Consider the following 17,722-nt stretch of genomic DNA (forward strand, 5'->3'; position numbering starts at 1 on the left):
CCAGCGCCTGACCCACCCCTCCCAACCACCACGTTAGGGAGGGCAACACCATGCCTTTCGGCGACCAGAACCCCGCCGTCATGAACCGCGAGAACGCCGGCACGTTCTTCGTCGACTCGCTCGTCGTCAACGGGACCGCCAACGTCGGCGGAGCCCTCGGCGTCGCAGGCGTGGGTGCGAATACCGGCCCGTGGATCTTCAACGCCTCGGCTTCGGCCTACGGTGCGGTCGGCGACGGCAAGGTAGCCACCGACGGGGCGATGACCTCCGGCAGCAACGTCCTGGCCTGCACCACGAGTCTGCCGTTCACCAAAGCCGACATCGGCAAAGTGGCCATGGTGAAGGGTGCCGGAGCGACCGCCCCGACGACCCTCGTCACCCCGATCACCGGGTTCATCGACCCCGGGCACGTCACCGTCGCAACGCCTGCCGCCACGACCATCAGCGGTGCGACCGTCCTCTGGGCCACCGACGACACCGCCCCGATTCAGGCGGCCATCAACGACGCCGTCGCCTGGGCGCAAGCCCACTCCGGCGCAGCGACGGTGTTCCTGCCTGCGGCCCCGGGACGGTTCTACGGCATCGCTGGCCCGCTCAAGACGACCGTCAGCGGCAACTCGCAGCTGACACTGCCCGTCGTCGCGACCACCGGCAACAAGGTGATCCTCACGATCACGGGCCCGTCCGATGCGTCCGGTGTTCAGCACTGGCAGCAACTCACCCCCCAGTTCTCCGGGGCGACGCTCGTCTCCTTCGGGGTGTTCACCAACCCCACGACGCAGGCCACCAGCATCAACACCAGCGGGAACCCGGCACTGATCGGCGGACCCTCCCAACCCGGCGGCTACGGCATCAGCCCCGGCGTCTTCACGAACCTGCACGTCGTCCTGGAGAACCTGGCGCTGCGCACCACCCACAGCGCCTGGGGCTGCGGGTACAGCGCAGCGGACCTGTCCGGGTGCGCCAACGCCACGATCTCCCGGCTCGCCTACGGCACGATCGGCACCGTCGGCGCCGCCGACTTCGGCAACCCGAGCCTGTTCGGCAACGGCGCGTCCATGGGCCTGCTCATGCCCGCCAGCGGCAACAACGACCTGTGCATCATCCGCGAGGTCACCTGCCACGGCGGCTACACCTACGCGCTGGCCGCCACCGAACACTCCGACCTGTACGGGGTACGGCTCCTGTACTGCTGGGCCGGACTGTGCTGCGTCGGCACCTACTTCGGGTCCGTCGGCGCCGTGCACGCCATCCGCGGATTCGTATCCATCGAGGCGTGCAAGAAGTTCCTGTACATCATCGGCCCCGGCAGCGGCGGCATCGGCCCGTTCCTGCACCTGCTCCTCGACATCGAGGGCACACCGACCATCGGCGACAGCACCAGCGGTACGTCCCTGGCCGCAGCGCGCGGCGAGGTCGTCCTCACCGGCCAGTTCACGGCCGGATCCCTGACGCTGGACGCCCCGATCGGCTTCAAACTCATCAACGACCAGGTGTCGTTCCCAGTCAACGCGGTCACCGCCAACTACGCGGTCACGACCCTCGACGAGGTGGTCCTGGTCGACGCGACCGGCGGCCCCGTCACCGTCACCCTCCCCACCGCAGTCGGCCGGGCAACACGCTGCACCGTCCAGAAAACCGACGCCAGCGCGAACGCCGTGACCGTCGCAACGACCGGCGGCCAGACCATCAAAGGCGCCTCCACCTTCCCTCTCGCAACGCGCTGGACCACTGTCACCGCCATCCCGTCCGGAGGGAACTGGTATGTCACCTAGCCCCATCGACATTGCGCCCGCCGCCCTGCTCGCCGGCCCGGGCTTCATCGCCTGCGCGCTGTGCGGTAGGCCGGCCGCGCGCCAGTGGCAGCGACGCCTCACCGACGCCGAGTTGGCCGACCATCAGGCCATCGAGCAGGGACAGCGTGACGAACACCTGCTGCTCGCCGACGCGCAGCAGCCGCCGCCTGCCTTCCCGCCGCTGCCCGCAGCCGACGACTGCCTGCGACCCGTCCACGCGTGCGCCGAACACACCATCGACGAGAGCGTCGCAGCCCAGGTCCACCAAGCCTCGTGTTCCGCGCCGCCCGCATGCGACTGCACCCCAGAACCCCTTCCCGCGCCCGAGCTCATCGAGATGCCCGCCGGATGGGCGGCTACCGGGGGAGGTGGCTGATGCGCAGGGGAAACCTCGCCCAGAGCGCCAAAACCGCCGAACGCCGCACCCAGGCGGTCAAGATGCGCACCGAAGGCCACACCTACACACAGATCGCCCAAGCCCTCGGCTACGCAGGGCGCAACGCCGCCCACATGGACATCAAGCGGGCCCTGGAAAAGCACGTCGTCGAGGAAGGCATCGCCCTCGAAGTATGGCGCGAACTGGAACTCGGCCGCCTGGACGCCATGCAGCTCGCGATCTGGCCCGAAGCAATGGCGGGCAACACCCGGGCCATCGAAACGTGCCTGAAGATCCTCGACCGCCGGGCGAAGTACCTCGGCCTCGACACCGCCATCAAGCTGGAGGTGCTGACGGTCGATGCCCTCGACGCCCAGATCGCCCGCCTTGAAGCTGAACTCGGTGCTGCCGGGCTCGCCCCTGGTCACAGCGAAAATAGCGAAGCTTAAGCACCTGCGGGGCCTGCAGACCGCATCGGACGCCTACCACGCCGAACGCCTCGCCAAGATCGACGTGTTCGCGGTCCTCGGGTACAAGCCCCACCCGCAGCAGGAGGCATTCCACGCCGCCACCGAGGACGACGTGCTGTACGGCGGAGCAGCCGGCGGGGGCAAGTCGGTTGCCATCGTCATGGAGGGTTTGCGGGCCTGCGCCCGCCACCCCGGCATGCGCGTCCTGCTGGTGCGCCGCACCTACGACGAACTCGCCGAATCGGTGTTCCCCGTCCTCGCCAAATTCGGCTACGGAGCATCGCTCGGCGCGCACTGGAACGGATCCGAGCGGGAGCTGCGGTTCCCGAACGGCTCACTGTTCCGGTTCCGGTACATGGAGAACCTCGTCGACGCGTCCCGCCGCCAGGGCGGCCAGTACCAGCTGCTCCTTGTCGACGAGGCGACCCTCATGCCCCCCGGCGTCGTCGACATCCTGAAGTTTGAGCGGCTGCGGTCCGACGGCACGGTGCCGGTCATCGGCACCCGATCCACCTGTAACCCGGGCGGTCCGTCACACGCCCAGGTCAAGGCCCGGTACATCGACGGGACCGCCCACGGGCAGCACACCGTCGCCGACGACCAGGGGCTCACGGTCCGCTTCGTGCAGGCCAAGGCTACGGACAACCCGCACCTGGATGCCGGGTACGCCAAGCGCCTCAACGCCATCCCGGACCCGCAGCGCCGCGCTGCAATGCGGGACGGAGACTGGGACCAGTTCGCCGGAATGATGTTCCCCGAATGGCGGCACGAGCGGCACACCCTCGAACCGATCGCGCTTCCCGCCACGTGGCGCCGGTACAACGGCATCGACTGGGGCTACACCGCGCCATGGTGCGTGCTGTGGGGTGCCATCGACGAAGACCGCCGCGTCTGGATCTACCGGGAGCTGTACAAGACACAGGTCGGCGAGTCCGAGCAGGCAAAGCAGATCCTCGCCGCCGAGAGCCCCGACGAGCATGTCGCCGCCCGGTACGCCGACGACGCCATGTGGGCGACCCGTGGCGAGGCGAAAGCCGTTGCCACCGTCTACGCCGAGAACGGTGTGCCGCTCACAGCAGCGGGCAAAGGCGGCAGGGTCTCGGGTTGGCAGCGCTTCCACTCCTACCTCGCGGATGGCCCCGCGTGCGCACATCACCGGGCCCTGGGCTGGGACGAGTGCCCGCGCCTCCACGTCTTCTCGACCTGCACCGAGCTGATCCGCACCCTGCCGGCGCTGCCGCACGCACCCTCGGGAGACCCCGAGGACGCGGACACGAAGGCTGAGGACCATGCACCCGATGCTGGACGCTACCTCTTGATCAACATGGGTAACGAGCCCCGGTTCCACTTCCCCACACCGGACCCCGAAGCCCCCGTCCTAGATCCCAGCGCGACGGGCCAGCACGACACCCAGCGCCTCCATGTACCGACTATCGGCGGATTCCCGCTGCTGACGGGAGGCGACCCGTGGGCGTAAGGAGCTGGCTCCGCGACACGTTCCGAACGGCGCCGGTCGCTGAGACGGTCACCGAGTCGCAGGAGGTACCGACCCCGGCTCAGGTCCGGCGCGTCGGCTACGAGTACGGCATCGCGCTCAACCCCTCCACGTCCTCACAGATATCGGCAACCTCCGAGCGGCAGCAGACTCTTTCCCAGCTCCACCAGGCATACATGGCCTGCAACTGGGTCTCCGCCTCCGTCGACTTGATCGCCCGCACGATCACCGCCGGCGGCATCCAAATCGTCGCGGAAGACGCCAACGGCGGCGACGGAGCACCCGCGGAGAGCCCGCAGGTCACCCGCCTGCGCCGACTCATGCGGTTCGTGAACCCGCGCGAGGACATGGTCCAGCTCCTCCGCAACGTCGCCACCGACCTCGGCCTCTTCGGCGACGCCTACCTCGAAGTCGTCAGCCTGCTGGGCGAGCCGGTCGCCCTGTACGGGCTGGACGCGACAACAATGACCGTCATCTCGGACCTGCACGGCGAAGTATCGGGCTACGTACAGAACGTCGACGGCGTGCGCCAGGCCCAATTCAAGCCGTCGCAGGTCATCCACATCTCCCTCGACGCGCCCCGCGGTGGCCTGTACGGGGTCAGCCCGGCGCAGAAGGCGCTACTGCCCGTCACCGCCTGGCTGTTCACCATGGCCACCCTCAAGGAGTGCTTCCGTCGCGGCGACCCGCCGCGCGTGCACGTGGACCTGCAGCACTTCCAGGACAGCGACGTCCAGCGGTGGCGCGAGCAATACCGCGTCAACAACCTGGGCCCCAAGGCCGTCGGCGAGCCGCTGCTCACCACGGGCGGCGCCGTCGTGCAGGTGCTGGACGCCCGGAAAGTCTCCGACTACCTGGACGCGGACCGGCAGCTCCGGGACCAGATCATCGCCTCGTTCGGGGTACCCCCCGCCAAACTCGGCATCATCGAGACCGGCAACCTGGGCTCCGGCTCGGGTGAAGCCCAGGACAAAACGTTCAGAGTGAACACCGTCATCCCCATCGCGAACCTGATCCTGGAGAAGCTGAATTTCCACCTCCTCCAGGAGGGCTTCGGGATCGACGACTGGCACCTGGAGTTCGCGGAGATCGACTACCGGGACTCCAAGGTCGTCGAGGAGATCCGCAAGATCCGCCTCGACTCCGGCGCCTACACCATCAACCGGTGGCGTGCGGAGATCGGCGAACCGCCCATCGACGGCGGCGACGACGCGATCATCATGGACCGGCAAGGCCCCGTGTTCTGGCGGGACGTCCCCGCCATGTCCAAGGCGACCATCGCATGGAGGGTGGCGCCGCTCACTGCGGCCGGCGTCAACGGCTACGTGCCCGGCGTCCCAGACAGCGACTTGGACCTGACACCCGACCCCACCGCCCCCGCAGGTGACAGCCCAGCCGTACCATCCGACCCCCAGGGCAAGCCGGGCCTGTCCAAGGATGCCGCGCAGGGCGACCCACCAGAGGAAATGTGGGATGACCTGTACCGGCGGTGCCTGGACGAAGCCCTTGCCCGCATCTGACCCGTGGCGCTGCCCTGGCTGCGGCCGGGACTGGCCGGTGCCATCCCTGGCCCGGGACTGCGAAAAACGCCACCTGGAGGAGAGTTGAGCGAACTTCGCGGCCACACCGCAGAACTGGACGCCGACACCCTCGGCAGCTTCCACGTCCGCTGGTACGGGCACAACAACAACCGCGCGATCGGGCCGTTCGCGTCCACGGACGAGGTCACCTCTTACATGACCCGCCACGGACTCCCGCGGCCCGACGAACTGCTGGCCCCCATCGAATAGAAGGGGGGTGATCGCGATGAACCCCGGACACCCCACCCGAGCACAGGACGTACTGCCTCTTATTGCCAAGCGGATCGGCTGAGGCGGCCAGCTTTCAGGGGGTGGCCGTGGCGAGCCCCGACTACTCCGACGGCTGCATGATCGCCCTCTACCCGCCCGCCGACCTCGCCGCCGACCTGGCGGTACCGGACGGTCTCGAGCCCGCCGACATGCACGTCACCGTCGCCTATTTGGGCAGCACCGCCGACGTGACCCGCGAGGCAGTCCTTGCCGCAGCCCAGGCCATCGCCGGACGCAAGCCCATCGAGGCCACGATCAGCGGGCACGCACGGTTCACCGGCGGCGAGCAGGACGTCATCGTCGCCCTTGTCGACTCGCCCGACCTGGAAGACCTCCGCCGCGACACCCTCGACCAGCTCGAGACGCAAGGCGTCAACGTCCACCGGGATCACGGATACACCCCGCACCTGTCGATCAACTACGTCGAGCCGGACGCCGCATCGCCCGTGGACCGGCTCCCGGCCCGGCCCGTCACCTTCGCTGCCGTGTCCGCGGTCTACGGCACGGAGCGCACCAACATCCCGTTCTTCACCACCGAGAACGCACCCGGTCGCGCGTTGTCCGAGACGGCGACGATCCAGCTCTCCGACCCCGCCGGGATCTGGCGGCCGATCTACGCCCGCCGCCTGGCCTTGCACGCCACCGCCGACCGCATCGTCCTGACAGCGTGGAAAGCCGACATCCAGGGCATCGACCTCGCCCCGACCCTCACCGCGTGGCGGCAGGCCATCGGCGAGGCCGCCGACCCAGCCCGCGACCACCGGCGGCAAGCGGCAGCCGCCGCCGTACTCGGCACCCTCGCCGCACGCCGCTGGGCCCGCACCCGCGCAGCCCTGGCCACGGCCGCGAAGCGCGCACACCGCGCCGGATGGAACGCCGCGCACCAGCTCGCCACCCGCGACCACGCCGACGACCAGCCCTACGACGACAACAGCGACAACCCGTACACCATCGGCTCCCCGGACATGACCGACGACGCCGCGGACGCCACCGCCACCGCGACACTCACCGCAGCCCTGTCCGCGACCGCACGCCGCGCCGGACGCGCCATGGCCGACGCCGCCGACGACCCCGAAGGCGACGCCGCAGACGCCATCGACAGCGGCGACGACCTGGACGCCTACACGGACGTTGCGATCTCCGCTGCCTACGGGGCCGGGATGCTCGCCGCCTACCTTGGCGCCGGCCTATAGGCCCTTCAGTGGATCACCGCCGGGGACGAACGGGTCTGTGACACCTGCCTCGCCAACGAAGCGTCCGGACCATACAGCCTGCTCGGTGCCCCGAGCTTGCCCGCGCACCCCCGCTGCCGCTGCTGCCTCGCCCCCGCCTGACCGGAGGAACCCATGCCTACCAACCCGGTATTCACCCCGGTCGACACCAACGGCCTGCCATTGAAGGCCACCAGCAACGGCGACGGCACATCGAGCCTGGTAGCGGGCAGCGCGGGGCCCGCAACGTTCCTGACATACCTTTCCGCAGCGCAGGCCGTCTCCAATACGGGGACGTCGTTCTCCACCACGGCGGTCGCCGGCCTGGCCGTGGATGTCACCCTCTCCTCGTTCACCGGCGGCGCGGCGCCCGCGGTGACGTTCTTCGTGGAACGCCTTGGCGCGGACGGCGTCTGGTACCGCATCTGGACGTCCGCGGCCCTCACCACGGCGGGTGCGACGAGCGTGCAGATCGGCCCGTTCCCTGCCGCCACCGGCATCGTCACCGCTGTCCTCACCGGTACGGCCCGCTTCGGCTGGTCGAGCACCGGCGCCCCGACCGCGATCACGTTCTCCGCGTCCGTGATCGGCAGGTGACCGCCGTGTACGAGAGCCCCGTCCTTCGCCGCATGCGGGCCGTCACGCAGGACGCCGTCGCCGAAGCCGAGTTCGTGGAGCAGCTGGTCGACGCCATCGAAAACGACTCCGACGTCCGCGAAGCGCTCCTCAAGCTCATCGCAGGAAACCGGCCCCGGCAGACACGGCCGACGACCACCACGCCCATCCGCAAAGGAGGGAGACGCTGATGGCCGCTATCGCCACGATCTCGGGAACGATGCTCGTCCCCGGCGTCAGCCGCAACAAGAGGCTGTACACCCGCGAGGTGATCGCCAAGGCCGCCGCGCGGATGCAGGAGCGCATCGCCGACCCCAACGGGCTCCCGATCGTCATGAGGACGCACCATGCGGCCGAGGACGACTCCGCTCGCATAATCGGTTCCCTCGCCCAGGTCAACATCGAGAGCGACGGCCGCGCCACGTACAAGGCCGACCTGTACGACACCGCAGCGGGCCGTGACATCGCCGCCCTCGTCACCGGCAAGCGGCCAGCCCTCAAGTCCGTGTCGATCCACGGCTACTGGCTTGGCCCGACGAGGACTGTCGAGTACGAGGGCGAGTCCGCCGTCACAGCCGGCGACCTCGAGGTCGATTTTGTGGACTTCACGGCTTCCCCCGGCGTCCTCGGTGCGACCGTCGACTCCGCGTCGCTGCTGGCCGCCGCGTCCAGCCCGCAGGAGTCCCTCAGCGGCCGGACCCCGATCAGCGAATCCATGGACGCGACCGTCCAGGCCGTCACCGAGGAGGCGCCCCGCCCGCTGATCCGCAGCAAGGGCGGCCTCCGGCGCGCCATCCGCGAGTCCGCCCACACCGCGGACCGCGTCCACATCCTCCAGCGCGCCAGGGCCCTCGGTCTGACCGCGCTCATCCCCGACGACTGGAACAAGGACGGCTCCATGAAAGAGACCACCACCCGGCTCGGGGAAATCCGCGAGTACTACCCGGACGGACCCGACGGCGCGGCCGGATTCTGTGTGGACGCCTACAACGGGCCCCTCAGCATCACCCTGCGCGCCTGCGGCATCGACCCCGGCGACCTGCGGGCCATTACCCAGGCCGCCATGACTGCCGCCTGCGACGCCCTGCAGGCGATGGACCCCGACATGGACGCCGACATCGACGTGGCAGGTGCGCCCAAGGCCGACGGCGACGGGGATGCGGGCAGCGGTGAGTCCGCGCCTGTCCAGGCAGGCGATGCGCTGACCGAAGCGCATGTCGATGCTCTGCGCCGCGCCGGGACTGTGCCGGGGACGATCGTCACCCCCCAGATCGTGAACGAAGCCATCGCCCTCAACCAGACCACCGCCCCGGACCCCGGAGCGGCCACCGCTACCCCCAAGGAGGCCGCCATGGGCGAGCCCACCGAGACCGCGGCCCCCACCCGGTCCCTCACCGACGCTGACCTCGCCGCACTCGGCGCGGTCTTCGCAGGAGCCCTGAAGGAAAACCTCGCCCCGGTCCTCGCGGCCGTCACCGAGACCGCCGCCCCTGCGGCAAAGACCGAGACCGCCGAGTCCGCGCCCGACGCAGAGAAGGCCGCCAAGGAGACGAAGAAGGCCCTCAAGGAGTCCCTCAAGGCCATGAAGGCCGAGATCGCCTCCGACGTCGCCGAACGCGCCGCCCTCGTCACCCGCGTCCGCGACGAACTCCGCGAGGAGCTCCTCAAGGAGTACGGGGTCCCGTCCCGCCAGGGCTACCGCGTCCACGAAAGCGACCGGGCGCCCGACACCGCCGAAGACCTCTACGCCGACCGGGCCAACCTCCTCCTCGGCAGCATCGGCATCCCGGCAGCCCCCCAGACCACCCAGTAGGCACACCGCACCTCCTCCAAGGCCCCATCCCGGGGCCTTTCGCATTTCCCCACCACCTGACGCCCCGCCCGGCCACGCCGCGTGGGGCTTTCGCATGAAATGGAGGCGCTTCCGTGCCCACTGAGCTCCAGGAAGCCATCACGACTGCTGGTGCAGTCAGTCCACTCATTCCGAAGAGTATCGACCCGCTGCTGCTGGAGTACCAGCGCCGGTACGCGCCGCTGCTGCTCGCGATCCCGACCCGCCAGTGGAACTCCACGCAGTACTTCTTCAACCGGCGCGTATCGCGGCCGGACTCCGGCGGTGTCGTTGACGGCGGCGGACGCCCGATCGGCAACAGCACCTACGAGCAGGCCCTGTTCAACATCCGGCTCTTCCAGGCCGTCGGAGCCGTCACCGGCTTCGCCCAGGCGGTCACCCGCGACGTCGTCGGAGACCTGCGTCAGATCGAACTCGACGGCACGGTCACGAGCATGATGTACACCCTGGAGAACGCGTTCATCTGGGGCAACGACGGCGCGACCGCCGCCGGCCAGTACCCGATCTGCTCCGGCCTGGACTACCTCGTGTCCAACTGGACCGCGGGCACCGGCTCGAGCAACTTCGTCAACGCCGTCGACATTAACGGCAACTTCTCGCTGCACTACCTCGACCAGCTCATCGACCTCGTGGAGACCAACGCGGCGATGCCGATCGGCTCCCAGTACATGCTGGTCATGTCGCCGCGCATGGCTTCGGCCGTGTCGCAGGCGTTCGTCGCGCAGCAGCGTTTCGCCGCACCGACCACCATGCTCGGCGGCGGCCTGAACGTCCCGACGTACCGCGACATCCCCATCGTCAAGAGCTCGTTCCTGTCACCCCGCACCAACGTCATGGGCACCGTCACCACTGCGACAGCCACCACACTGGGCACCCTGGCCGCCGCCACCTACTACTACCGCGTCAGCGCGGTCGTGGCCCGTTTCGGTGAGATCTCCGCGTCCACCGAGGTCTCGCAGGTCACCACCGGCGCCACCTCCACCGTCACCCTGTCGTTCTCCACCCCAGGCAGCCTCCCCGACGGCGCGACCCCGATCCTCTACAAGGTCTACCGGTCCACCGCGACCACCACCGAGACCCTGGTCGGCACCGTCGACGCCTTCGACACCACCGGCGTCGCTGTCACCAGCATCATCGACAACGGCACCAACCTCCTCACCAACTCCCTGGCCAACACGGGCCCGGTCGCCTACCAGGGCACCAACACCGGCGCCCTGCCCCGGAACGTGGCGAACGCGCAGGAGGACATCTACCTCGTGCCGCGCGACCCGAACTTCCTGGTCCGCCCGTATGTCCGCGACATGACGATCCTGCCCCTGGCGCCGACCGTCACGTCTCCGGATTCCCTCCCATTTGCCGTATTGACGGACTCGACCCTCGCAATTCGGGCGCCGAAATACGTGGGCAGGCTAAGCCGACTGACCGCTGCCCTCTAGTTTTTGCCTTCTTCGTAATAGCGATTTGGGCCAGAACCGGCGCGGTCGCTATTCCGGAGAAGGTAGAATTGAGGCAGAAAAGTCCCCGGCGAGTGCGCTAACACTCCCGGGGTGTGGCCGACTAGTTGGAGTCGACATGGACGAGCGTACCCTGAAGCGCTTCATGGCAATGGTTGAGGTTCGACCGAACGGATGTTGGTACTGGCTGGGCAAGCTGAACCGGCAGGGCTACGGCTACTTCTGGTTCGAGGGCAAGAGTCGCCTCGCACACCGGTTCTCGTTCCAGCAGTTCGTCGGTCCGATCCCAGAGGGATACGAGATCGACCACCTCTGCCACACGCGTGACAAGAATTGCCCTGGCGGGGTCTGTGATCATCGCGCCTGCGTTTTCCCGCATGACCTTGAAGCCGTCACCGAGCTTGAAAATGTTATGCGCAGTCGAGGGCTCGCCTCTGCGAATGCCGCCAAAACATTCTGCGTGAACGGCCATGCACTTACGGACGCGAACACGTACCTATACCCGGGAGGTCGCGAGCGTGGCTGCCGAACGTGTCGGACGGAGGGATGGCGGCGGCACCGCGACTCGCGTCGTGACCACGTTGCCGTGCCGATGGCCGAGCGAACCGAATGTCCGGCGGGCCATCCCTACGACGAGGCGAACACCTATGTCGCGCCGAAGACTGGGGCGCGCGGCTGCAAGACCTGTCGCCGGATCGCTGACCGCGAGGCGAAGCGGGCAATGCGTGAGCGCAAGAAGGCGGCCGAGTCGGCTTCCTGACCACTGATCGACCGAAGGGCCTGAGCGGACGCCCAGGCCCTTCGTCACGCCCGGGTCTTCCCGTTCCCTGCCGAGGAGGTGCCGCGTGGCGGCGAAGTACTGCTGCGTGTGCCTGTTCAAGGACGGCACCGAGGTCACGGGCAAGACCATGGTGAAGGGCTACCTGGTGTGCACAAAGCACCTGTCCTACCAGGAGGACTTCTTCCGGGACTGGGAATCGGTGCAGGACCCGAAGAATCAGCCGAAGACGAAGAAGTGAGGACGCATGTGGCTTCGTAAGACAACTGCCCCCGGAGCTGCACCGGGTGGCCTGGTGTGGACCACGCCCGATGATGTGGTCGAGGTCGACGACGGCCTGGGTGTGGAGCTGCTGAGTATCCCGGGCGCCGGGTTCTCCGAGGCGCCCGCACCCGCCGCCGAGCCTGAGGCGGGCCCGTCTATCGGCTCCGAGGACTCGCCCACCGACCCGGCCGCCGAGGTCGTCGAGGCGCCCACCGCGCCGCCGAAGAAGCGCGCCACCCGCAAGCCAGCGGCGACCGAGATCGCCGAGTAGCTGTTCCTCCCACCCCTGCGAGACTGAGAGGGGTGGACGGCCATGCCCGTCGACAGTCCAACACCACTGGCCTCAGTGGCGTCTTTCACCGAGGGCCCGTTCGCGAACTTGGTCAGCGGTTTCAGTGCCCCGGCGCAAAACAACCTGATGTTGCAGGCCACCCGGGCGTGCGAGTCGGCCTGTGACCGGCGCCTGGCCGTGTTCACGTCGATCGTGGAGACGCAGCGGGCGAACGCCATGGATGTCGAGGACGCCATGGACGCCTACGTGCCGCTGGATCCCACGTCGCAGCTCGGCTTCTCCCGTGCGCAGTCCCTGGGTAGCACGCTCCTGACCCGGCACTTTTGGGTACGGGAACACCCGGCCCGCTACCCGGAGTTGTGGACCGGCTCCATCGGTGCGATCACCCTGTACCGCTCCTACTCCGGGGCGCAGACGGTGACGATCACCAACATTCAGTACGAGCCCGACACCGGGCACGTCAGGTTCGCCCTGGGAACGTTCGTGCCGCCGGGCACCACGATCCAGTGCACGTACTCGGGCGGCTACAGCACGGTCCCGGCGGACCTGGTGCAGGCGTGCCAGTACATGGCCGCATCCATGGCCGTGAAACAGCTCGACCCGGTCGACGGCAGGTCGGGGCATGACCCGGACGCAATGCGTGCGGATGCGCTGGAGATGCTCGCCCCGTATACGAGGCGCTGACCCGTGGCGGCGCACCGCCGTGGGCATCGTGTGTCGGAGGCGACGCGGGCCAGGTTGTCGGCGCGGATGCGCGGGCATCATCACGCGCACCGTGGGCACCGGCTCAGCAAGACGACCCGGGCGAAGATCGCGGCACGGCTCAAGGGCCGCCACCACCGGCACAGCGCGCACCGCCGCCATGGCGTTCACCACCGGCACGGCCTCCACCGCCGCCACTTGCTGCACCGGCGCAGGCACTTTCACCTCAAGCACAAGCGCCATGCCCGGCACAAGATTCACCGCCGTCACTACCACCTGCGGCATCGCCGGCATTCCTCGCACGTCATGCACCGGCGGCATTACAAGGGCCGTCGCCACTTCAAGCATCGCCGCGGCTACCACCTGAAGCACAAGCGGCATGCCGCTCTGGTTCATCACCGGCATGGAACGCATCACCGGCACGCCACCAGGCACCACAAGGGCGCCGGGCAGCGGCGTCATGGTCGCGGTGGCACGTTCTACGGGCTGCATCATCACCAGCGCAAGTCCCGTTTCGGGATCCGCCATAAGCGCGCGTCCACCCACTTCCACCGCCGTCTGCGCCGCACCAAGCGGATGCGCACCACCCGCCGTAGGCGAAGGAGGTAGCCGTGACAACTGCCGATGCCGTCGACCGTGAGGTTGCGTGGCTCAACGCCAGCGGCGACGGGCTGCCCGCCCTGAACACCTCGGCCGGTGGCCCGTTCGGCAACATTCAGGGGTACTGGCCCCGCACGCCGGGCCGCCGTGGCACGAACCTGTTCGTGATGCGGCGCGCCATCACCGAGCACCGCTTCGCGAACATCCGCCGCATGGCCACCTACCAGTTCGAGCTGAAGCTCGTGTGGCCGCTGTCCAGCGGGCAGGGCCGGGCCGAGGACGACCAAAGGGCTTTTGACCTGGCGGTCGACAAGGTCCTGCTGCGCATCGGCGGCTATCCCGGCGACAAGAGTCACGGGGGCCGGTTCCGGTCGGTGGCCGAGGATCCCGCGCAGGTCACGGTTCGCTTCCACGACCCCGCCCAGTCGGTGCCCCCCGAGGCCGAGTTCTGGGCGGAGATCACCTATCACGCCGACGACATCGAGTTCACCGGCTGACCACCTGTCCGTCCCCGGCCTCCCGCGCATGGCGCTGGGGGCCTTCCGTATGCCCGGAGGCCCCCGTGCCGCTGCAGCGCAGCACTCATGAATCGCCGGTGGACGTGCCGGACATCCCGGCGACCGTCCAGCCCGGCGAGGTCGTCGACTGGCCGCACCCGATCGCCGGGTTCGAGGTCGTCGATCCGCCCGAACCGGCCGCGCCCGAACCGGCCGCGCAGACCAAGAGCAGCCCGAAGAAGCGCGCGACAGGTGAGGAGACCTCGTCATGACCCAGATCTCCCGCCTTGCCGCTATCGGCCTCGCCAAGGAGTCGGTTGCCGGCACCTGGCTGGCGCCGACGGTTGGTATCCCGTTCCTCAAGGGCGACTACGAGGACATGATCGGCGAGATCAAGGACGAGTCGGTCCGCGGCAACGACACCGTCTTGCAGGGCATGTACGCAGGCCCGATCCACGCGGAGTGGCAGCTCGACGTGCTGGCTTATCCGGACCTCGCCGGGCACTTCCTGGCTGGGATGATCGGCCCGGATACGGTGACGGCCGCGACGGCGACGACTCTGTCGGCGTTGACGATCGTCGGCGCCACGTCGATCTCCACCGCCGTGGCACTGCCGGCCGGTTCCGTCATCCGTATCGACACGGCCGGGCTGGTGGAGTACGCGTGGACGGACGGCGTCGCCACGGGTGCGGGCCCGTATGTCAGTAACGTCACGACGGTGCTCGGCAAGATTGGCGCGAGCCGGGTGGGCCTGACACTGGGGCACGCTTCGGGCGTGGCCGTGACGACCACGACGACCCACACCTTCAAGCAGTCCACCACCGCGCTACCGACGTACAGCCTGACCCTGTTCGACACCACACAGACGGTGAGCTGCAGTTACTGCCGCCTGTCGGACCTCCAGCTGAAGATCGACCCGAAGGGCGCGGTCAGCCTCGCCGTCAAGTACGTCAGTTTCCCGTCCGTCGTGCAGTCGCTGCAGACCCAGACGTTCTCCACCTTCGACCCGGTCCTGGGCTGGTCGTGGAACATGACCAACGGGGGCGCCGCCTCGACGCGCGGGCTGTCCTACGACGCGACCATCAAGCGCGCCACCGAGGCCATCAACTCCTCGGACGGCACGCAGGCGCCGCGCGAGGTCTTCGCAGGGCCCATCGAGGTCGACGGCACGTACAAGGCCATCTTCGAGAACCAGCTCGACATGAACCTGTACCTCAACTACACGCAGACCGCAGCGACCGCGACCCTGCAGCAGCCCGTCGCCCGCGGCGGCCAGTCCCTGTCGCTGACCATGTCCAAGTCCGGCTGGTTCAAGGGCAAGCGCGACCTGTCCTCGGCCTACGTCCAGGGTGATTTCTCCCTGAGCGGCATCTACAACACCACGGACGGTGGAGCAGTGCAGGCCGTGCTCCAGAACTTCCAGACGGCCGCGTACTGATCAACTCCCTGGCTGTGCCGGCGCGTGAGGGCGTCGCGGCACGGCCAGGGTCTACGCCCTCAACGCCCTCACCCCGAAGGACACGACATGACCACACCCACCAGCACTGAACCGCAGGCCGCGATCGAACCGCCGCCCCCGCCGACAGAGGCGCCCCCGGCGAATCCCCTACCGGAGGGCGTCACCTACGGCACCCTGTTCCCGCGCATGGAGTTCCCCGAGCTGACCCCGCCCGGCTGCGACATGGTCTGGGTGGAGATCCGCAACCCGGGCATGATGCCGCCGGTCGCCCTCGAAGAGGCCCGCGCGGGCATGAAGGACATCGAGACCAACGAGGACGGCAGCCCCGTCGATGAGCAGGCAGCCGCCCCCGCGGTGTACATGATGCTGTCGAAGATGATCCGCAAGTGGCACGTGTACGACGTGATGGCCGACGACGACCCGCTGCCGCTGCTGGCGTCCCCGCCCCGCACCGCTGAGGTCATCAAGCAGGCGCCGAGCGCGATCCTCAACCGGATCATGGAAGTGGTGCAGGCGCTTCAGGTCCCTCGCTAGAGCTCGACTCGCCGTACCTCAACGACGTGCTCTGGGCCGCCGAGTCCATCTACGAGGGCACCTGGGCATCGGGACCCGCCCCGATCGAGGTGCAGTGGGTTGAGCTGATGCGCGAATACGGCTGGTCCTGGCAGGAATACGCGGAAACTCCCGAGTACCCGAAACGGGTGGCATGGGACCTGATGGTGGCCCGCCGTGACGCGGAGAACAGCCGGAACCAACAGCAAAACCAGCCGCAGGGGAGATGACGCATGGAGCTCCGACCTGGCGTGTTCACGGCCGGTTTCGCGAAGCTGACCGCGGAGGGCGAGATCCGGGGCCGGCTGGGACTGGAGGAGCTGGCGCGCGCCGTGGAAAAGCAGGCGAAGATCAACGCGTCCAACGGCCGGCACGCTTACGGGACACGGACCACGGCACGCCCCGGGGAGGGCCCGGCGGTGATCTCGGGCAATCTGAAACGTTCCGTCGGTCATTCGCCGATCATGAAGGATGCGGGCGGCTGGAAGACCAAGGTCGGCCCGCGCGTGGGCTTCACCCCGCCTTACGGGAGGCGCCCGACCGAGGCGCACCGGTACGGCTACGCCCTGGAAACCGGGCTCCGCAACGGGGCGAAGTACCCGTGGCTGAAGCCTGCGGCACAGTTCGCCACGAAATTCGCCGCGACGGTGATCTTCAACAAGGCGTATGGGACGCGATGGAAGCGGGTCTTTTGACCTACTGGGATTCGCGCAGCACCGCGTAGGCGGCAGCCACCGACGTGCAGTCCATCGTCCCGCCTCCGGGCGCGGAGGCGTTCAGGTGCTGGAGGACACTCAGCTCCGTTTCGTCGTCCACCCCGTTCTTGCGCAGGTCACCCAGTGTTGCGTGGGCGATGGCGGCGATATGCGGCTTGTCCTGGGTGCACTTGGGCGCCAGCGAGTCCAGTGCGCGCTGGTAGTCGGCGACGGGGTGCGTGTCGCCGTCGAGGTCGGCGAGCATCTGCGCGGGACCGGGCGTCGAGGGCGCGGGAGATGCAGTGCTTGGCAGCGGTGTCACCGCCTTGGTCGTCTCGGGGGCACTGCTGACGGTCGCGGTCGGGCTGGCGGCGGAGTGGTGGGCGAGGTTGTCCTTCGCCCCGGAGATGGCGCCGGCAATGACGAACGGTGCTCCGGCGAGCACCGCCGCGCCAATGGCGAGTTTCTTGCCCGTGCTCAGCGACGTGAACTGATTCACCGATTCTCCTTTGCCTCTGCGCCCCCGGGCGAGGCACGCACGGACCGTACACCGCAGCCCTGCAGCTCGTGACCTGTTGCCCTCGATCCATTCGGAAGGGCGGCGGCCATGTCCGACATCGGCGAACTCTTCGTGGTGCTCCGTGCGGTCACCGAACCGTTCAAGCGGGGTCTCAAGGAGGCCGCCGCCGAGGGTGAGGCGTCCTCGTCGCGTATCGGCGGGGCGTTCAAGAAGCTCGCCGGGATCGGCATGGTCGCCGGCGGGG

The 17,722-nt window shown here is 68.5% G+C and carries 23 protein-coding genes; 22 read left to right on the top strand and 1 reads right to left on the bottom strand.

Features of this window, described 5'->3' with window-relative positions:
- Nucleotides 1-50: 50 nt before the first annotated feature.
- The 22 genes from QMK24_RS12220 (at nucleotide 51) to QMK24_RS12325 (ending at nucleotide 16,958) form a co-directional block, all read left to right on the top strand.
- Nucleotides 51-1,775 carry a hypothetical protein gene (locus QMK24_RS12220; RefSeq protein ID WP_283465626.1) on the top strand — a complete coding sequence of 575 codons (1,725 nt, stop codon included), beginning with the start codon at nucleotides 51-53 and terminating at the stop codon, nucleotides 1,773-1,775.
- Nucleotides 1,765-2,172, top strand: a complete 408-nt coding sequence (locus tag QMK24_RS12225) for a hypothetical protein (RefSeq protein WP_283465627.1) — start codon at nucleotides 1,765-1,767, stop codon at nucleotides 2,170-2,172. Before QMK24_RS12220 ends, QMK24_RS12225 begins: the two co-directional genes overlap by 11 nt.
- On the top strand, nucleotides 2,172-2,621 hold the full coding sequence (locus QMK24_RS12230; protein ID WP_283465628.1) for a hypothetical protein: 450 nt from the start codon (nucleotides 2,172-2,174) through the stop codon (nucleotides 2,619-2,621). Before QMK24_RS12225 ends, QMK24_RS12230 begins: the two co-directional genes overlap by 1 nt.
- The gene (locus QMK24_RS12235) at nucleotides 2,560-4,119 is read left to right on the top strand and encodes a phage terminase large subunit (RefSeq protein WP_283465629.1); all 1,560 of its coding nucleotides are present in this window, start codon (nucleotides 2,560-2,562) and stop codon (nucleotides 4,117-4,119) included. Before QMK24_RS12230 ends, QMK24_RS12235 begins: the two co-directional genes overlap by 62 nt.
- Nucleotides 4,110-5,657 (top strand): phage portal protein, encoded by a 1,548-nt coding sequence (locus tag QMK24_RS12240; protein WP_283465630.1) that lies wholly within the window; start codon nucleotides 4,110-4,112, stop codon nucleotides 5,655-5,657. The genes QMK24_RS12235 and QMK24_RS12240 overlap by 10 nt, the downstream gene beginning before the upstream one ends.
- An 84-nt stretch (nucleotides 5,658-5,741) precedes the next feature.
- A complete protein-coding gene (locus QMK24_RS12245) occupies nucleotides 5,742-5,927 on the top strand; it encodes a hypothetical protein (RefSeq protein WP_283465631.1) in 186 nt (61 codons plus the stop codon).
- A gap of 107 nt (nucleotides 5,928-6,034) precedes the next feature.
- On the top strand, nucleotides 6,035-7,180 hold the full coding sequence (locus tag QMK24_RS12250; protein ID WP_283465632.1) for a 2'-5' RNA ligase family protein: 1,146 nt from the start codon (nucleotides 6,035-6,037) through the stop codon (nucleotides 7,178-7,180).
- A gap of 153 nt (nucleotides 7,181-7,333) precedes the next feature.
- Nucleotides 7,334-7,795: a protein kinase family protein gene (locus tag QMK24_RS12255; RefSeq protein WP_283465633.1), complete on the top strand. Its 462-nt coding sequence runs from the start codon at nucleotides 7,334-7,336 to the stop codon at nucleotides 7,793-7,795.
- Nucleotides 7,796-7,800: 5 nt separating this feature from the next.
- The gene (locus QMK24_RS12260) at nucleotides 7,801-8,004 is read left to right on the top strand and encodes a hypothetical protein (RefSeq protein ID WP_283465634.1); all 204 of its coding nucleotides are present in this window, start codon (nucleotides 7,801-7,803) and stop codon (nucleotides 8,002-8,004) included.
- Entirely contained in the window at nucleotides 8,004-9,626 is a 1,623-nt protein-coding gene (locus QMK24_RS12265) for a hypothetical protein (RefSeq protein WP_283465635.1), read from the top strand. Before QMK24_RS12260 ends, QMK24_RS12265 begins: the two co-directional genes overlap by 1 nt.
- 113 nt (nucleotides 9,627-9,739) lie before the next feature.
- Complete coding sequence (locus QMK24_RS12270) at nucleotides 9,740-11,101, top strand: SU10 major capsid protein (protein WP_283465636.1); 1,362 nt, start codon at nucleotides 9,740-9,742, stop codon at nucleotides 11,099-11,101.
- Between the two features lie 136 nt (nucleotides 11,102-11,237).
- Nucleotides 11,238-11,879 carry an HNH endonuclease gene (locus tag QMK24_RS12275; RefSeq protein ID WP_283465638.1) on the top strand — a complete coding sequence of 214 codons (642 nt, stop codon included), beginning with the start codon at nucleotides 11,238-11,240 and terminating at the stop codon, nucleotides 11,877-11,879.
- Between the two features lie 85 nt (nucleotides 11,880-11,964).
- Nucleotides 11,965-12,138, top strand: coding sequence for a hypothetical protein (locus tag QMK24_RS12280; RefSeq protein WP_283465639.1), 174 nt, complete (start codon nucleotides 11,965-11,967; stop codon nucleotides 12,136-12,138).
- Nucleotides 12,139-12,144: 6 nt separating this feature from the next.
- Nucleotides 12,145-12,432: a hypothetical protein gene (locus tag QMK24_RS12285; RefSeq protein ID WP_283465640.1), complete on the top strand. Its 288-nt coding sequence runs from the start codon at nucleotides 12,145-12,147 to the stop codon at nucleotides 12,430-12,432.
- 147 nt (nucleotides 12,433-12,579) lie between these two features.
- Complete coding sequence (locus QMK24_RS12290) at nucleotides 12,580-13,137, top strand: hypothetical protein (protein ID WP_283465641.1); 558 nt, start codon at nucleotides 12,580-12,582, stop codon at nucleotides 13,135-13,137.
- A 66-nt stretch (nucleotides 13,138-13,203) separates the two neighbouring features.
- Complete coding sequence (locus QMK24_RS12295; RefSeq protein ID WP_283465643.1) at nucleotides 13,204-13,764, top strand: hypothetical protein; 561 nt, start codon at nucleotides 13,204-13,206, stop codon at nucleotides 13,762-13,764.
- Nucleotides 13,765-13,766: 2 nt separating this feature from the next.
- On the top strand, nucleotides 13,767-14,252 hold the full coding sequence (locus tag QMK24_RS12300; RefSeq protein ID WP_283465645.1) for a hypothetical protein: 486 nt from the start codon (nucleotides 13,767-13,769) through the stop codon (nucleotides 14,250-14,252).
- Between the two features lie 65 nt (nucleotides 14,253-14,317).
- Nucleotides 14,318-14,524: a hypothetical protein gene (locus QMK24_RS12305; protein ID WP_283465646.1), complete on the top strand. Its 207-nt coding sequence runs from the start codon at nucleotides 14,318-14,320 to the stop codon at nucleotides 14,522-14,524.
- Nucleotides 14,521-15,690 (top strand): phage tail tube protein, encoded by a 1,170-nt coding sequence (locus tag QMK24_RS12310; protein WP_283465647.1) that lies wholly within the window; start codon nucleotides 14,521-14,523, stop codon nucleotides 15,688-15,690. Before QMK24_RS12305 ends, QMK24_RS12310 begins: the two co-directional genes overlap by 4 nt.
- Before the next feature lie 87 nt (nucleotides 15,691-15,777).
- Nucleotides 15,778-16,245: a hypothetical protein gene (locus QMK24_RS12315; protein WP_283465648.1), complete on the top strand. Its 468-nt coding sequence runs from the start codon at nucleotides 15,778-15,780 to the stop codon at nucleotides 16,243-16,245.
- A gap of 26 nt (nucleotides 16,246-16,271) precedes the next feature.
- The gene (locus QMK24_RS12320) at nucleotides 16,272-16,493 is read left to right on the top strand and encodes a hypothetical protein (protein ID WP_283465649.1); all 222 of its coding nucleotides are present in this window, start codon (nucleotides 16,272-16,274) and stop codon (nucleotides 16,491-16,493) included.
- Nucleotides 16,494-16,514: 21 nt separating this feature from the next.
- Complete coding sequence (locus tag QMK24_RS12325) at nucleotides 16,515-16,958, top strand: hypothetical protein (protein WP_283465650.1); 444 nt, start codon at nucleotides 16,515-16,517, stop codon at nucleotides 16,956-16,958.
- A gap of 1 nt (nucleotide 16,959) precedes the next feature.
- On the opposite strand, the gene QMK24_RS12330 is transcribed toward QMK24_RS12325, so the two are convergent.
- A complete protein-coding gene (locus QMK24_RS12330) occupies nucleotides 16,960-17,457 on the bottom strand; it encodes a hypothetical protein (RefSeq protein ID WP_283465651.1) in 498 nt (165 codons plus the stop codon).
- Between the last annotated feature and the right edge of the window lie 265 nt (nucleotides 17,458-17,722).

The sequence above is a fragment of the Streptomyces sp. PH10-H1 genome, assembly GCF_030063355.1.
Taxonomy (GTDB): domain Bacteria; phylum Actinomycetota; class Actinomycetes; order Streptomycetales; family Streptomycetaceae; genus Actinacidiphila.

What these genes read in the sequence shown, in the direction of transcription:
- QMK24_RS12220 (WP_283465626.1), top strand. Translation starts at nt 51, where the DNA reads ATGCCTTTCGGCGACCAGAACCCCGCCGTCATGAACCGCGAGAACGCC.
- QMK24_RS12225 (WP_283465627.1), top strand. Translation starts at nt 1,765, where the DNA reads ATGTCACCTAGCCCCATCGACATTGCGCCCGCCGCCCTGCTCGCCGGC.
- QMK24_RS12230 (WP_283465628.1), top strand. Translation starts at nt 2,172, where the DNA reads ATGCGCAGGGGAAACCTCGCCCAGAGCGCCAAAACCGCCGAACGCCGC.
- QMK24_RS12255 (WP_283465633.1), top strand. Translation starts at nt 7,334, where the DNA reads ATGCCTACCAACCCGGTATTCACCCCGGTCGACACCAACGGCCTGCCA.
- QMK24_RS12265 (WP_283465635.1), top strand. Translation starts at nt 8,004, where the DNA reads ATGGCCGCTATCGCCACGATCTCGGGAACGATGCTCGTCCCCGGCGTC.
- QMK24_RS12275 (WP_283465638.1), top strand. Translation starts at nt 11,238, where the DNA reads ATGGACGAGCGTACCCTGAAGCGCTTCATGGCAATGGTTGAGGTTCGA.
- QMK24_RS12285 (WP_283465640.1), top strand. Translation starts at nt 12,145, where the DNA reads ATGTGGCTTCGTAAGACAACTGCCCCCGGAGCTGCACCGGGTGGCCTG.
- QMK24_RS12290 (WP_283465641.1), top strand. Translation starts at nt 12,580, where the DNA reads ATGTTGCAGGCCACCCGGGCGTGCGAGTCGGCCTGTGACCGGCGCCTG.
- QMK24_RS12295 (WP_283465643.1), top strand. Translation starts at nt 13,204, where the DNA reads ATGCGCGGGCATCATCACGCGCACCGTGGGCACCGGCTCAGCAAGACG.
- QMK24_RS12310 (WP_283465647.1), top strand. Translation starts at nt 14,521, where the DNA reads ATGACCCAGATCTCCCGCCTTGCCGCTATCGGCCTCGCCAAGGAGTCG.
- QMK24_RS12315 (WP_283465648.1), top strand. Translation starts at nt 15,778, where the DNA reads ATGACCACACCCACCAGCACTGAACCGCAGGCCGCGATCGAACCGCCG.